Raw genomic sequence first — 14,433 nt, 5'->3', positions numbered from 1 at the left:
ACTACACAATAGCGGGATATTCATCGCTACTGTCTGGCCAGGCAGTCAGCACCTGAAAGCCTTCTTCCGTGACCGCCACCATATGCTCCCACTGGGCCGAAAGCGACTGATCCTTGGTCACAACGGTCCAGCCGTCATCCAGGGTTTTTACATGGCGCTTGCCCAGGTTCAGCATCGGCTCGATGGTGAAAATCATGCCGGCTTTCAGCTTCAGTCCCTGGCCTGGAAAGCCGTAATGGAGGATCTGCGGCTCATCGTGGTACACCTTGCCGATGCCGTGACCGCAGTACTCACGTACGACACTGTATCCAGCATCTTCGGCGACCTTCTGAATGGCATGGCCAATGTCGCCCAGCGTCGCGCCGGGGCGGACCATGCGTATGCCGGCGCACATGGCTTCATAGGTCGTCTTGACCAGGCGTCGAGCGTCCGGCGCAGGTTCGCCAACGAAGTACATGCGGCTGGTGTCACCAAACCAACCATCCTTGATGACCGCGATGTCGATGTTCAGGATGTCGCCATCCTTCAACACCCTGTTCGAAGGGATGCCATGGCACACCACCTCGTTGACGGATGCGCACACGGTTTTCGGGAAGCCGTGGTAGCCGACATTGCCCGGAATGGCTTTCTGCACATTGACGATGTAGTCGTGGCAGATCCGATCGAGTTCATTGGTGGTGACCCCCGCTTTCACATGGGGAGTGATCATGGCCAGCACCTCGGCGGCCAGCGTGGCGGCCGTGCGTGATTTGGCTATGTCTGCCGGAGTGTTGAGGGTGATATTCGCCTTCATTGCTTGGCTCCAGACGTTGCATGAACCTGGGAGCCGTGCGAAACATCCGCGAGCGCGCAGAGCTGTTTTACATCGAGACCGCCAGCCAGTTCAGCACGAATCAGCAGTCGGCAGATGTCGCTATGATCGAGGTTTGGATGCAACTCCGCGAGCATGCCGATGCGCATCCAGTGCTCGGCCTGCGCGTTGATCGAGCGACTCAGCGCGTCGCTGGCGACGCGCAAGTTCTCGTGCATGTCTTCTGAAATTTTTACGATGCCCATAGCCAATCCGATATGAAATGCATATGGATCGTATATTAATCACTTCCAGTACGAGAGCGCAATTTCAGAATGACGGCCGCTCCTTCAACAGCTCCGCAATCAACTGCGCAGGCTGCATCTTCGCGGACTGGGCGATCTGGTTGAGGGTGTCGCTCGGCGATGTCACCGTCAGCCCTCGTTGGCGCAGTCGTGCAACCAGTTCATCGGGTGTGTTCTTGAACAGGGCTGCGCTGTCGGTCAACGGCGCTTTGGTCACCAGTTGCACCGCTGCAAATGCCGGATTACCACCCTGCTTGCCACCCATACCGGAAACGACGAAAGGCACGGCAACCAAAATCGACAGCAACAGCGGCCAATAAAGCGACTTGCGTTTGATATAGCCCATTAAAGGCCCCCAGTTCTTCCACAAGTGCAATGCAAACGGCACCAACAACACGATGCTGAGCCATTCATGCATGCCATGAAACAGCGCCGGCGCCCAATGGAAGAACAACGCCACGCCAGAAACCAAAGAGACGAGAAAGAAGCCAGTAGTTAGCGGAGTTGCATAGCGATTGATCAGGTTTTTCAAGTAAGGACTTCCATGGCTCTATGGTCTTGGCACCCGCGGGCCAGCAGGCGCGCAGGCGCGCAGGGTCTATAACAAGGAATGTTATGGGACCGCCATGGTAACGCCGATCTGTGTAAGGGTTTTGTAAGCCAGAGTAAAGTTTGACGTTACATTGCGCCCGGCAACTAATGGGACTAAGCCCTACTTTTCAAAGCGCTCCGTGTTGTGACGATCGCGCTCATAGCGATGCTTGAACGGAAACGCCGGCAACCAGGACTCCCGACGTATAGTCCAAAGTTCATAGGTGGGGGCAAACTGGTCGGGGGCATCCAGAGATCCCAGGTTCACTTCGATTTCGTCGTCGCTGCGGCCGAACACAGACGAACCGCAGCGCGGACAGAAAAACCGCCCCGCATAGTCCCGGGTTTCGCCATGGATCGTGACCGCGTCCTGAGGAAAAATCGCCGAAGCGTTGAACAGCGCGCCATTATGTTTGCGGCAGTCAAGGCAGTGGCAAACGCCTACCCGGTAGGGTTGCCCCGAAGCCTCAAATCGAACGTTGCCGCACAGGCAACCGCCAGTGAATCGGTCCATGCTGCGTCTCCTCTTTTCATCAGGCACCGGTTTGCCCGAGTGACGGAGCGGCGGGATCAAAGCGCCGCCCCATGACCGGTGATGGTGAAAATAGCAGCTGCACGACCGCCACGCAGCCATGACCCGGTGCGATTAAACGATTTTCAGCGCGTTGAGAATCACCAGCGATTGCTCGGCGAACGCTTGGGCCTGTTCGTTCAGTTCGGCAATGTTTTCTTCGGCGGTCGTCAGGGCTGTATCGCCCTTGAGAATGCCCTCGCCTTGTTCGGCGATGATGCTCCACGCCAGCTGCGCCCATTCAGACGGCTGTTTCTTGCCATGCTTGATCGCAATCAGGAACAGCTGCTGAAAACGACTGACAGGTACGCCACCGCCGGTAACCGGGCTGGCCATGATCTGGATCGTGTTGCCGTACAGCGAGCGTTTACACAGTTGCAGGTTGAGATCGTCGCAACGTGCCTGTACCCGGTTCTCGGCCGCTTCGCTCTGACACGGTGCCGCTACGCCCATGCCCACCAGCACGTTGACGGCCTGCTCCAGATCGCCATAAGCCAGCGCAGGCGAGGCACCCAACACCTGACGCAAGGTTTTCGGTGCATAGTCATTGGCCGCCAACGCTTCGAGCACTGGGCCGTATATTTCTACCTGCAATGACGCTTCGCCTGCTGGCCCCTTGACCGTACCCGATACGCTCTCCGCCCTTTGCAGCAGGACAAAACGCGTATTGAGCAAGTGCTCGCGTCGCTCAGTGGCTGACAGTCGGCTGGTGCCGCGTACGTACAGATCCCGGCGGAAGTTCTGGTTGACGAAGTAGTCACGCGCTTGCTCGCGCATGATCGGGTGTTCGATGCCTTGCAGAAAATCCATGCCTTCGGCGCTCAGGTTGAGCGCGTCCACTGCGTCCAGCGGCACGGCCGTCGTCGCGTAGTCGAGCTTGGCATGAACTAGTGCATCGACGACGTCGCTAAAGTACATGCAGTTCCAGTCACGGTTGAAGTATTCATGGGCGATGTATTGCCGATTCTGCCCTTTGATGCTTTGCAGATTGGCGCTCATTCCCGGCGCTGCATGGGCGTATTTGGGATTGGCTGCCAGCAACGCTTCGGAGAAATTCAGCGCTGCCTCGATACGCTCCGCCGGGCGTGCCGATGTCTTGGAGGCAAAGCGGTCATGCAGGCTGAACAGCTGACGCAATGGGGCTGAAGGCGACCAGCCCGGCAGACAGTTGTAGTCGATGTACAGCAAACCGCCTGGCTTGAGGTGTCGGCGGGCGAATTCGACGATCAGTTTTTGATTGTCGCGGCTCACCCAGGTCCAGATGCCATGCAGGCTGATGCTGTCGAACTGCGGCAAATCGTTGCGCGCCAGCAGTTGTTCGAAGCTGTCGTCATATAGCCGGGCATTGCTGTCACAAGCGTTCGCCAGTCCAATGGCATGGGCAGCCTGAGCCGGATGGAAGTCCGTCCCGACGTAGGAGCCCGGGTTGGCGGCGGCATGGATATTAATCGAGACACCCTGGCCAAATCCGAGTTCGCAGTGATACGCGTCGGCACTTTCTACCGTGGCAATGCCACGCAGCAGCAGGCAGTAGCGCTGGAACACTGGATTGATTTCCCGGCAATAACTGTAGGTGTAACCTTCGTCCGTGAAATAACCTTCGTTCCAGGCTGTGCTCATGCGTTGCATCCTTATGGTGTCGAAACTGAAAAGCTTGCACTTATAAGGGGTAGCCATTGCGCGCCACAAGCAGAAAATCGTGCATCAGGTTTTTTTGAGGAAATAACTGTTAAAGGGTTACCTATCCTTTCATCCAAGCTCACCATTCCGGACACTAAAATGCCCGCCACCGAAACTACCCTCCTCCAAAGCTGGCACCACAACGCCCAATCCTGGATCGATGCGGTACGCACCGGCGCCATTGAAAGCCGTCACCAGGTCACCGACCAGGCGATCCTGCTGGCGATACTCGGTCGCCAGCCCGAGCGCGTGCTCGATCTCGGTTGTGGCGAGGGCTGGTTGTTGCGTGCATTGGCTGCACGAACCATCGAGGCAGTCGGGGTGGATGGCGACGCGACGCTGGTCGAGGCGGCGCGAGCGGCGGGCGCTTCTCCGGTGTATTTGGCGAGCTATGACGAGTTGGTGGAGGCAAAGGTTGACATCGGCAGCGAATACAATCTGATTTGTGCGAACTTCGCCTTGCTGCACCAGGACATCATCCCTCTGCTCGCCGCCATGAACGCGCTGCTCGCGCCCGGTGGCGCGCTGATCATCCAGACGCTGCACCCATGGACCGCGGCGGCGGGCGACTATCAGGACGGTTGGCGGGAGGAGACCTTCGCCGGGTTCAAGGGACTGTGGCAACCTATGCCTTGGTACTTTCGCACGCTGTCCAGTTGGCTCAATGCGCTGGACATGGCCGGTTTTCGACTGACCAGCCTGCAAGAGCCGCAGCATCCGCAGAGCCCTGTGCCGCAGTCGTTGCTGTTGGTGGCCGAGTTCGATCGATGAATCCGGGCAAGGTGTGTCGCCCGGCCGGAACCTGTTTCAACCACAAAAGCAGAGCCCACGATTGAACATCGATACCCGAATCAAATTCCGCCATCTGCTGTGTTTTCTCGAGGTCGCGCGCCAGGGCAGCCTGGCTCGCGCCTGCGACAAGTTGGCAATCAGCCAACCGGCGCTTTCCAAGACCCTGAAGGAACTGGAATCCCTGCTGGAAACCACCCTGTTTGAGCGGGGTAAAAAAGGCTCGACGCTGACCGAGGCCGGGGTGGCCTTTTTGCGCTATGCCGGGCCGAGCGTGCAATCGCTGCGCGACGGGGTCAACAATTTGCGCTCGGGTGTGCATGAGCCCATTACCGTGCAGCTCGGCGTGCTGTCCACCGTCGAAAGCCTGTTGGTACCTGAAGTGGTCTGCCGCTTACACGCGCGACATCCCGCGCTGGTGGTCAGTGTTGTGACTGGACCCAGCGCTTATTTGCTGTCCCGACTGCGTGTCGGAGAACTGGATCTGGTGGTCGGCAGAATGACCGATAGCCCGTTGATTCTCGGGCTGGCGTTCGAACACCTCTACAGCGAATCCATGACCCTGGTGGTACGCAGCGGCCATCCGGTGCTCGCTGATCCGCTGGGGCAAAAGAACCTCGAAGACTATCCGCTGGTATTACCGTCGGCGGGAACGACGATCCGCAAATTCGCCGACAGCCTGTTCGTGCAGCACGGGATTACGCCATCGCGACAGCGCTTGGAAACCCTGTCGGTCGCCCTGAGTCGGCGCTACGTGCAAAGCAGTCAGGCTATCTGGGTTGCGCCACTTGATGCCGTCCGACAAGACTTGCGCCAAGGCGAGTTGGTGGAACTGGATCTGGGAATGCGTGAACCCGGCGGCTCCGTAGGGCTATGTACAAACCCTGCTTTGCCGGTGACGACGGCGGCGCAGTGGTGCGTAGAGGCACTGCGTGAGGTCGGGGAAGAATATCGTGAAGGCCAATATCCATAACCATCTGGATATGGATAAGGTCGGTTTTTTCAATTTTGCGTTGGGTCGCGCAAGAGGAAACTGGGTTACGAGTCGCTGCCCGCGCAGTGCCCGCCTCCGTCCCAACATAACAATAGGAAAAACGACATGTCTGATGCGCACGACAGCCGCTTCGTCATTCGTGACCGTAATTGGCATCCCAAAGCCCTGACACCCGACTACAAGACGTCGATCCTGCGATCCCCGCGCCAAGCACTGGTGAGCATTCCCCAATCTGTATCCGAAACCAGCGGCCCGGACTTTTCCCATCTGCAAATGGGCCGGCACGATAACGATCTGCTGTTGAATTTCAATCACGGTGGCCTACCCATCGGCGAACGCATCATCGTCGCCGGGCGAGTGTGTGATCAGTACGGCAAGCCGATCCCCCACACCCTGGTGGAAATGTGGCAGGCCAATGCCGGTGGTCGCTATCGGCATAAAAAAGACAGCTACCTGGCCCCGCTTGACCCGAATTTCGGCGGCGTTGGCCGTGCGTTGACCGACCGTGATGGCAACTACAGTTTCCGCACCGTCAAACCCGGCCCCTACCCATGGCGCAACGGCCCCAACGATTGGCGGCCGGCGCATATCCACGTCTCGATCAGTGGCCCGTCGATTGCCACGCGCTTGATTACGCAGCTGTATTTCGAAGGTGACCCACTCATCCCCATGTGCCCGATCGTCAAGTCGATCGCCAATCCGGATGCGGTGCAGAGCTTGATCGCCAGGCTTGATATGAGCATGGCCAATCCGATGGATTGCCTGGCTTATCGCTTTGATATCGTCTTGCGTGGCCAGCGCAAGACCCACTTCGAAAACTGCTGAGGAGGCACGCTATGCCCGTTCAACTGCTGCCTGAAACCCCATCGCAAACCGCCGGCCCTTATGTCCATATCGGACTGGCGCTGGAGGCTGCCGGCAACGCGCCTCGTGAGCAGGAAATCTGGAATGAAATGGCTAAACCCGGCGCACCGGGTGAGCACATTTTATTGCTCGGCCATGTGTACGACGGCAATGGCCACTTGATTCGTGACGCGTTTCTGGAGTGCTGGCAGGCGAATCACGAAGGCGTCTACGACAGCGCTTACAACCTGGAAAAACCCTTCAACTGTTTTGGCCGTACCGCCACGACAGATGTCGGTGAATGGACAATCAAAACCGTGAAACCCGGCGTGGTGAAAAACGCCTCGGGCGTACCCATGGCCGCGCATATCAACGTGTCGCTGTTTGCCCGGGGTATCAACATTCACTTGCAGACCCGCGTGTACTTTGACGATGAACCTGAAGCGAATGCGGTGGATCCGGTCTTGAATCTGATCGAACAACCCCATCGGCGCGAATCGCTGATTGCCAAGCGCTGCACGGTTGATGGCAAGTTGGCGTACCGTTTCGACATTCATGTTCAAGGTGAATCGGAGACCGTGTTCTTCGATTTCTGATGACGCCGGCACGGTGTTGAGAGGCTCGCGCTCAACACCGCTTTCGCCGCTTTTAGGCCCGTTGCAACACCGCCTCCCCCGCCTTCGGTGGCAATCGCAGATTGTCCAGCAAGGCGATCCCCGCAATCACCGCCACACACAGGAACGTCAACTGAAAGTCGGCCGTCTCGGCGTGCCCGGCATTGCCGTGGATGCTCATCGCAAGACGCAGAAGCAACGCGCCCACGGCAACCCCCATCGCCATGCTCAGCTGGAAAAACATACTGAACAAGGTCGAGGCATCGCTCATCTGCTCCTTGGGCACATCGGCAAAGCCCAGCGTATTGAACGCGGTGAACTGCATCGATCGCGACAAGCCGCCGACAAACAGAATGAACAGAATCAGCGCCCAACTCATCTGCTCATCCAGCAAGGCGCACGCCGCTATCGCCAGTACGCCGAGGGCGCCGTTGATCATCAACACCGGGCGAAAACCCCAGCGTTGCATCACCGCCGTGGTGAACGGTTTCATGGCCAGATTGCCCGCAAACACTGCGAGCACCAGCAGCCCCGCATCCAGCGCAGAAAGCCCGAAGGCCAGTTGAAACATCAGCGGCAGGAGAAACGGCAAGGTGCTGATGGCGATCCGAAAAATCGACCCGCCGCAGAGGCAGACGCTGAAGGTGCGAATGCTCAAAACACCCAATGCCAACAGCGGTTGCGCATGCCGACGCAAATGTCGCCAAGACAGCAAACCGAGCACCACGCCGGCACCACTGAGTAACAACGCCGGCAGCCAATTGGCCTGCCCTTGCCCCAGCATCTCCAGGCCGAACAGCAACGCCGCACTGGCGCTGCCGGCCAATAGAAAACCGCTGAAATCGAATGTCCGGGCAATGACGTGATCTTGCTTGGGAATCAAGACGAACGCGGCAATCAGCGCCAGCACACCCAACGGCAGATTGAGGTAGAAAATCCACGGCCAGGACGCGTGAGTGACGATGAAACCACCCAAGGGAGGGCCGAGTACCGGAGCGACCAGACCGGGCCAGGTAATGAAGGATATCGCCCGTACGAGGTCTTTTTTCTCGGTCGTGCGCAGCACTGCCAAGCGCCCCACCGGCACCATCATCGCGCCGCTGATGCCTTGCAGCACGCGCGCGGCGACAAAGGTTTCAAGACTGTCACTCAATCCGCACATCAACGAAGACAGGCTGAACAGCACGATTGCCGAACTGAATATCAGGCGTGAGCCGAAGCGATCCGCCAACCAGCCACTGATGGGGATGAACACTGCCACCGCGAGCATGTACACGCTCATCCCGATGTTCACATCCACCGCCGGCACACCAAAGGTCCTGGCCATGTCCGGCAGCGCGGTGGCAATCACCGTGGCATCGAGGTTCTCCATGAAGAACGTGACGGCGACCAACAGGGCAATCATTGTCGAGCGGCGTTGAGACATCAGTCATCCATGGTTGGCTGCGAAATGAATCGTTAGTTTAACGCGGTCTCTGTGGCGAGGGAGCTTGCTCCCGCTGGGTCGCGAAGCGGCCCCCTCAGCACCCAAAGAACGGGCCTGCTGCGCAGTCCAGCGGGAGCAAGCTCCCTCGCCACAGGTTGGTGGAAAAGGTCAGCCCCAGCCATGAGCCTCTTCGATAAAGTGCAGCACTGCACTGGACCGCTCGTCTATCCGTGAAATCAGCGACAGTTCACTGACCATTTCCGGTTGCGTCAGCGGCACAATGCGTATGCCCGGCATGGTCAGGCGAGTCATCGTTTCCGGCACGATGCTCAGGCCGATGCCGGCGGCCACCAGCCCCGGAATGCTCATCAGCGACGGCACGTACATGATGTTCTCGGGGTGCAGCTGGTTTTGCCGGCACGCCTGCAGTGTGTGCGAAGTCAAACCGATGCCGGCGCTGTCCTGCAAAAACACGAACTTCTCATGCCGCAGTGTCGCCAGTTCGCCAGTAAAACTGTCCGCCAGTTCATGGTTGTCCGGGACCAGCAGCACGAGCCTGGACTGGCTGAAATGATGGGTGCGCAAACGGTCCGGCAGGTGATCCTTGAACACCCGGGCAAAGGCCAGGTCGAGCTTGTGGTCGAGCAACATGTCGAACTGCGCGCGAATACCCGCGTCCACCAGCGATACTTTGACTTCGGGAAACGTGCTGAAGTAATGCCGCAGCAGTTGCGGCAGGTTGGCCTCGAACAGCGCCGAGTGATAACCGATGTTGATCTCGCCGACTTCACCGCGTCGGGCACGCCGCGCGGCAGCAATCGCCAGTTCGCTGGAGTCGATAGACTGCCGCGCATGGGGCAGGAACGCTTCGCCGGCAGCGGTCAACGCCACTCCGCGGTTTTCCCGGCGGAACAAGGCGAGCCCCAATTCAGCCTCAAGCGTGCGCATCAATTGGCTCAGCGCCGGTTGCGCAATACCCAGTTGTTCAGCCGCCCGGCTGAAGTGCTGCAGGTCGGCGGCGACCACGAAGGCTTTCAGGTGACGCAGTTCCATAATTGCTACCCATAAGGCTGGCTTATCTATTTATCGTGATTTCGATAATTATTTTGCAAGCAGTATGCGCTAACGTCTACTCACTTCGACGATTCCTGCCAGCTGCATTGTCCAAGCGGAATCGGATGGGTATCCCAACACCATAAAAACAATGACGAGCACCTTTATGAGCACAACCAGTCACGAGACTCATGATTTGCGCATGCCTCGCAAAGCGGTGACCGCCGCGACCATTGGCACTGCCCTGGAGTGGTTTGACTTCACGCTGTATGGCGCGATTTCCGCAACCATTCTGCCCAAGCTGTTTTTCCCGGCGATGGAGCCGACAGCCGGCCTGCTCGCCTCGCTGGCAACCTTCGGTGTCGGCCTCGCCGCACGCCCATTGGGTGCGATTACCTGTGGCTACCTGGGTGACAAACTCGGTCGCCGCAACCTGATGCTGGCCACTGTGACCATGATGGGACTGGCGTCGGTGCTGATGGGTCTGTTGCCAACTTATGGTCAGATTGGCGTCTGGGCACCGATCCTTTTGGTTCTGCTGCGGGTCATTCAAGGCTTCGCGTTGGGCGGTGAGTCCACCGGCGCCCAACTGATGGCATTGGAACACGCCTCCCCTGATCGCCGCGGGCGTTATTCCGGCATGCTCGGCTTGTGCTCACCGCTCAGTCAGATATTGGCCAACGGCGTGTTAATGGGCCTGGCAGCAACGCTCTCAAGCGAGCAATTCGAAAGCTATGGCTGGCGAATTCCTTTCCTCATGAGCTTCGTGCTGGTGGTAGTCGCGATCTTCATCCGCCTGAAAGTCGATGAAACCCCAGCCTTCGTTGCCTTGAAAAAGAACCCGGTCAAGCAGGAAAAGAGCCCGCTCAAATCCGCCGTGGGCAGCCACTACAAAACCATTCTGCGACTGATGTTGTTCTTCTGCTCGCCCGCTGCGCTGTTCTATCTGATCGTGATTTTCTCCCTCAGCTACCTCACCAAGCACCTGGGCTTCAGCCAGTCGACAGGCTTCATGTCGCTGATGGTGGCCAACATGTGCGCGATTTTCGGTGCGCTGGCCGGTGGTTATCTGTCCGATCGTTGGGGCCGTAAAAAGGCGCTGGCATTTGGGTCGTGCATGACCTTGCTGATCCTGTTCGTCTACTTCCCGATCCTCAACACGCTGAACGTCCCGGCCATCATGGCAATCATGGGGTTGTTCCTGGGCTTCACCCAGTTCCAGAGCGGCATCCAGCCTGTGGCCTTCGCCGAAGCCTTCCCGACCCAGGTCCGTTACTCGGGCTCGGCACTGGCCTACACCGGCGCCAACCTGGTGATCGGCGGCCCAATGCCGATGATCGCGGTCTACCTGATGAGCCAGTCGAACAACTCGCCATGGCCCCTGGTGACGCTGTGCGCGGTGATCAACCTGATCTCGCTGGCCATGATCGTCATCGGCCCGGAAACCCGTGGCGTCGACCTGAACGCCGATGCCAAAGATGACGCGGTCGACACTCGCGCTCAAGCCATTCTTTCCAAATAACGCAGCAGGACGACCATGAACCGCACCGTCTTCATCCTCAACGGCCCTAACTTGAACCTGCTGGGTCGTCGTGAGCCACACATTTACGGCCACACCACGCTCGAACAAATCCGGCAACGCAGTGAACGGCTGGCCGAGGAACTTGACCTGGTATGTGATTTTCGCCAGACCAACCACGAAGGCGTGATGGTCGACTGGATTCAAGAGGCCTTCGAGCAAGGCGCAGCAGTGATCATCAACCCGGCCGGCCTCTCGTTCCATTCGATTCCGGTCCTGGATGCGCTGAAGTTACTCGACGCGCCGCTGATTGAGCTGCACCTGTCGAACATCCATGCACGGGACGAACTGCATCGCCACTCGATCATGTCGGGCGTGGTCAATGCAGTGATCTGCGGCATGGGTGCCGACGGTTATCCCCTCGCCATCCGGGCCATTGATGACTTGCTGCGTCGTCAGGTAGCCAACCAGTAACACCTCTTCGCAAGACGCTTACACGGCGGTCCCTCGGCAGATTGTTGCCAGGGCCGCCTGCGGCTGAAATTCAGTCGCCGGCTGCAAAAAACCGCCAGAAAAATAATAATTGAATGCGAGAAAGCCAACATGCATCACTCTGTTTTTCGCCGTAACGTACCCGCACATTACAAATTAATCGGCCTGACCCTGGCACTCAGTGCCGCCTCGGCAACTGTCGCTCATGCCGATGAAAACGCCGGTTTTATCGACGGCGCGACCTCTACGCTCAATCTGCGCAACGCCTACATCAATCGTAACTTCGTCAATCCCGCCTACCCGAATGCTGCCGCGCCGCAGAACAAGGCTGAGGAATGGACGCAAAACTTCATCCTCGATACCCGCTCCGGTTACACCCAAGGGCCGGTAGGTTTCGGGGTTGATGTGCTGGGGCTTTACTCGCAGAAGCTTGATGGGGGCAAAGGTACAGCCGGCACGCAACTGTTGCCTGTCCATGGTGATGGCGAGCCTGCTGACAATTTCGGACGCCTGGGCGTTGCCGCCAAAGCCAAGGTTTCAAAGACAGTGCTGAAAGTCGGCGAATGGGTCAGTACCCTGCCGATCCTCCGTTCGGATGACGGTCGCTCGCTGCCGCAGACCTTCCAAGGCGCGCAGATTACCTCCCAGGAGATCGGCGGGTTGACGTTATATGGCGGTCAATTCCGGCAGAACAGCCCGCGCAACGACGCCAGCATGGAAGACATGTCCATGAACGGCAAAGCGGCGTTCACGTCCGACCGATTCAATTTCGGCGGCGGTGAATACACCTTCAACGAAAAGCGCACGACGGTGGGTGTCTGGTACGACGAACTCGAGGATATCTATCAGCAACAATATTTCAGCCTGAGCCACAGCCAACCCGTGGGCGACTGGACACTCGGCGCCAACATGGGCTTTTTCACCGGCAAGGAAAACGGCGCCAGCCTGGCCGGCGACATGGACAACAAGACCGCTTTTGGTTTGTTCTCGGCAAAACTGGGTGGCAACACGTTTTATGTCGGCCTGCAAAAGCTCACCGGCGATACCGCGTGGATGCGGGTCAACGGCGCCAGTGGCGGCACCCTGGCGAACGACAGCTACAACTCCAGCTACGACAACGCACAGGAACGTTCCTGGCAGGTTCGCCATGACTATAACTTCGTCGGACTGGGTGTTCCGGGCCTGACGATGATGAACCGCTACATCAGTGGCGACAACGTGCACACCGGGGCTATCACCGACGGCAAGGAATGGGGCCGCGAATCGGAACTGGCCTATGTCGTTCAGTCCGGCGCCTTGAAAAACCTGACCGTTAAATGGCGAAACTCCAGTATCCGTAAAAACTTCAGCACCAATGAATTTGACGAAAATCGTCTATTCATCAGCTACCCGATTTCGTTGCTGTAAAGCGGTAAGCAGGCTGCGTTCATCTGCAACGAAACAGGATGAACGCAGCTTGCTGATCTATAGCCTTGTCACTTACCTCAACGACTTGAACCCGGCGCGAACTTCCTGCGAGAACAACTTCGGCTGCTCCCACGCCGCAAAGTGCCCGCCTTTGGGCAATCTGTTGTAGTGCACCAGTTTTGGATACGCCCTCTCCGACCAGCTTTTCGGCGCTGCGTACAGCTCATCGGGAAACACGCTCACCGCCACCGGAATGTTGACGCCCTTCACCGCGAAGAATGTCGACTTGTTCTCCCAATACAGCCGCCCCGAAGAAACGGCCGTGTTGGTCAGCCAGAACAGCGTGATGTTGTCGAGGACGTCATCCGGCGTGAGGCCTTCCGGTTGTCCGTCAATGGAACGCGCAATCATCTCGTAGCTTTTGGGATCGTGATCCAGCATGAACGCCGCCAACCCAATCGGTGAATCAGTGAGGCCTGTCAGCGACTGAGGTCGATCCCCCATCATGATGGCGTAGCCGATGTGCTTGTAGGTGTTGGCGAGTTGAACCGCCGCCTGCGTCTCTTCCTCGGAGAGCCCACTGGGTATCGGCTCGCCGCAAAACAACGCTGCATCGATTTCAGGCGGGATAACCCCCGGCATGTTCGAATGAATACCGATCAGGCCAGGTGGTGCTTTTACCGCCATCAAATCGACGACGATAGCCCCCCAATCACCCCCTTGTGCCCCATACCGGGTGTATCCGAGTCGCTTCATCAATTCGATGTAGGCATCGGCGATACGATCGGGATTCCAACCGGCCTCGGTCGGTTTCTGCGAGAAGCCGTAACCCGGCATCGATGGAATCACCAGGCTGAACGCGTCGGCAGCATTGCCACCGTGCGCCGTTGGATCGGTGAGTGGCCCGATGACTTTCATCAACTCGATGACCGAACCAGGCCAGCCGTGCGCCATCAGCAGTGGCAAAGCATTTTCGTGTCTGGAGCGGATATGCATGAAATGGATATCCAGACCATCAATATGGGTGATGAAGTTTGGAACGGCGTTTATTTTCGACTCGATGATTCGCCAGTCGTATTTAGTCGCCCAGTGATTGGCCAGTTTCTGGATGGTCGCCAGTTGTACGCCTTGAGATGAATCATTGACTGTTTCTTTGTCCGGCCATCGGGTTGCTTCAATGCGTCTGCGCAACTCGGAAAGTTCTGCCTCTTTGGCGCTGAAATGAAAGGGACGTATTTCAGAAGAAACACTATTTGTTTTATTTGGAGTAATAGGCATAGCGTCAGTCCTGATTGAAAAACCGAGTAATTATTCTTTCGAGATTCAGCTAGAACAAAGGTCTGTAACTAGCTGACGAGA

15 protein-coding genes are annotated in these 14,433 nt (G+C 57.8%); 7 read left to right on the top strand and 8 right to left on the bottom strand.

The window, feature by feature from the left end; translation table 11 throughout:
* Position 1 precedes the first annotated feature (1 nt).
* The 5 genes from map to KGB21_RS04540 form a co-directional block, all read right to left on the bottom strand.
* The gene (gene map / locus KGB21_RS04560; RefSeq protein WP_223503868.1) at positions 2 to 793 is read right to left on the bottom strand and encodes a type I methionyl aminopeptidase; all 792 of its coding nucleotides are present in this window, start codon (positions 791 to 793) and stop codon (positions 2 to 4) included.
* Entirely contained in the window at positions 790 to 1,056 is a 267-nt protein-coding gene (locus KGB21_RS04555; protein ID WP_223503866.1) for a ParD-like family protein, read from the bottom strand. The genes map and KGB21_RS04555 overlap by 4 nt, the downstream gene beginning before the upstream one ends.
* 64 nt (positions 1,057 to 1,120) lie before the next feature.
* Positions 1,121 to 1,627 (bottom strand): DUF4405 domain-containing protein, encoded by a 507-nt coding sequence (locus KGB21_RS04550; RefSeq protein WP_223503864.1) that lies wholly within the window; start codon positions 1,625 to 1,627, stop codon positions 1,121 to 1,123.
* Between the two features lie 180 nt (positions 1,628 to 1,807).
* Positions 1,808 to 2,200, bottom strand: coding sequence for a GFA family protein (locus KGB21_RS04545; protein WP_223503862.1), 393 nt, complete (start codon positions 2,198 to 2,200; stop codon positions 1,808 to 1,810).
* Between the two features lie 132 nt (positions 2,201 to 2,332).
* The gene (locus tag KGB21_RS04540) at positions 2,333 to 3,877 is read right to left on the bottom strand and encodes a class I SAM-dependent methyltransferase (protein WP_223503861.1); all 1,545 of its coding nucleotides are present in this window, start codon (positions 3,875 to 3,877) and stop codon (positions 2,333 to 2,335) included.
* Between the two features lie 159 nt (positions 3,878 to 4,036).
* Here KGB21_RS04540 and KGB21_RS04535 point away from each other — a divergent pair, with 159 nt between their 5' ends.
* The 4 genes from KGB21_RS04535 to pcaG all read left to right on the top strand — a co-directional run bounded on the left by KGB21_RS04535 (position 4,037) and on the right by pcaG (position 7,159).
* The gene (locus tag KGB21_RS04535) at positions 4,037 to 4,708 is read left to right on the top strand and encodes a class I SAM-dependent methyltransferase (RefSeq protein ID WP_223503859.1); all 672 of its coding nucleotides are present in this window, start codon (positions 4,037 to 4,039) and stop codon (positions 4,706 to 4,708) included.
* Positions 4,709 to 4,769: 61 nt separating this feature from the next.
* Positions 4,770 to 5,699 (top strand): pca operon transcription factor PcaQ, encoded by a 930-nt coding sequence (gene pcaQ, locus KGB21_RS04530; protein ID WP_223503857.1) that lies wholly within the window; start codon positions 4,770 to 4,772, stop codon positions 5,697 to 5,699.
* Positions 5,700 to 5,825: 126 nt separating this feature from the next.
* Positions 5,826 to 6,545, top strand: coding sequence for a protocatechuate 3,4-dioxygenase subunit beta (gene pcaH, locus KGB21_RS04525; RefSeq protein WP_223503855.1), 720 nt, complete (start codon positions 5,826 to 5,828; stop codon positions 6,543 to 6,545).
* Between the two features lie 11 nt (positions 6,546 to 6,556).
* Positions 6,557 to 7,159 carry a protocatechuate 3,4-dioxygenase subunit alpha gene (gene pcaG, locus KGB21_RS04520; RefSeq protein WP_223503853.1) on the top strand — a complete coding sequence of 201 codons (603 nt, stop codon included), beginning with the start codon at positions 6,557 to 6,559 and terminating at the stop codon, positions 7,157 to 7,159.
* 52 nt (positions 7,160 to 7,211) lie between these two features.
* Here the strand turns inward: pcaG and KGB21_RS04515 are convergent, their stop codons facing one another.
* Together KGB21_RS04515 and KGB21_RS04510 are read right to left on the bottom strand one after the other, a co-directional pair.
* The gene (locus tag KGB21_RS04515; protein ID WP_223503851.1) at positions 7,212 to 8,603 is read right to left on the bottom strand and encodes an MFS transporter; all 1,392 of its coding nucleotides are present in this window, start codon (positions 8,601 to 8,603) and stop codon (positions 7,212 to 7,214) included.
* Positions 8,604 to 8,771: 168 nt separating this feature from the next.
* Positions 8,772 to 9,656: a LysR family transcriptional regulator gene (locus KGB21_RS04510; RefSeq protein WP_223503849.1), complete on the bottom strand. Its 885-nt coding sequence runs from the start codon at positions 9,654 to 9,656 to the stop codon at positions 8,772 to 8,774.
* A gap of 166 nt (positions 9,657 to 9,822) precedes the next feature.
* Between KGB21_RS04510 and KGB21_RS04505 the strand changes: the two genes are divergently transcribed.
* From KGB21_RS04505 to KGB21_RS04495, 3 genes are all read left to right on the top strand, one after another.
* A complete protein-coding gene (locus KGB21_RS04505) occupies positions 9,823 to 11,178 on the top strand; it encodes an MFS transporter (RefSeq protein ID WP_034150496.1) in 1,356 nt (451 codons plus the stop codon).
* A 15-nt stretch (positions 11,179 to 11,193) separates the two neighbouring features.
* Positions 11,194 to 11,649 carry a type II 3-dehydroquinate dehydratase gene (locus KGB21_RS04500; protein WP_034150495.1) on the top strand — a complete coding sequence of 152 codons (456 nt, stop codon included), beginning with the start codon at positions 11,194 to 11,196 and terminating at the stop codon, positions 11,647 to 11,649.
* 129 nt (positions 11,650 to 11,778) lie between these two features.
* Complete coding sequence (locus tag KGB21_RS04495; protein ID WP_223503847.1) at positions 11,779 to 13,074, top strand: OprD family porin; 1,296 nt, start codon at positions 11,779 to 11,781, stop codon at positions 13,072 to 13,074.
* Positions 13,075 to 13,146: 72 nt separating this feature from the next.
* On the opposite strand, the gene KGB21_RS04490 is transcribed toward KGB21_RS04495, so the two are convergent.
* Complete coding sequence (locus KGB21_RS04490; RefSeq protein ID WP_223503845.1) at positions 13,147 to 14,352, bottom strand: epoxide hydrolase family protein; 1,206 nt, start codon at positions 14,350 to 14,352, stop codon at positions 13,147 to 13,149.
* Positions 14,353 to 14,433 lie beyond the last annotated feature (81 nt).

This window comes from Pseudomonas sp. GL-RE-29, assembly GCF_019947275.1.
Lineage (GTDB): Bacteria > Pseudomonadota > Gammaproteobacteria > Pseudomonadales > Pseudomonadaceae > Aquipseudomonas > Aquipseudomonas fluorescens_A.
This window is presented reverse-complemented; position numbering and strand designations above follow the sequence as displayed.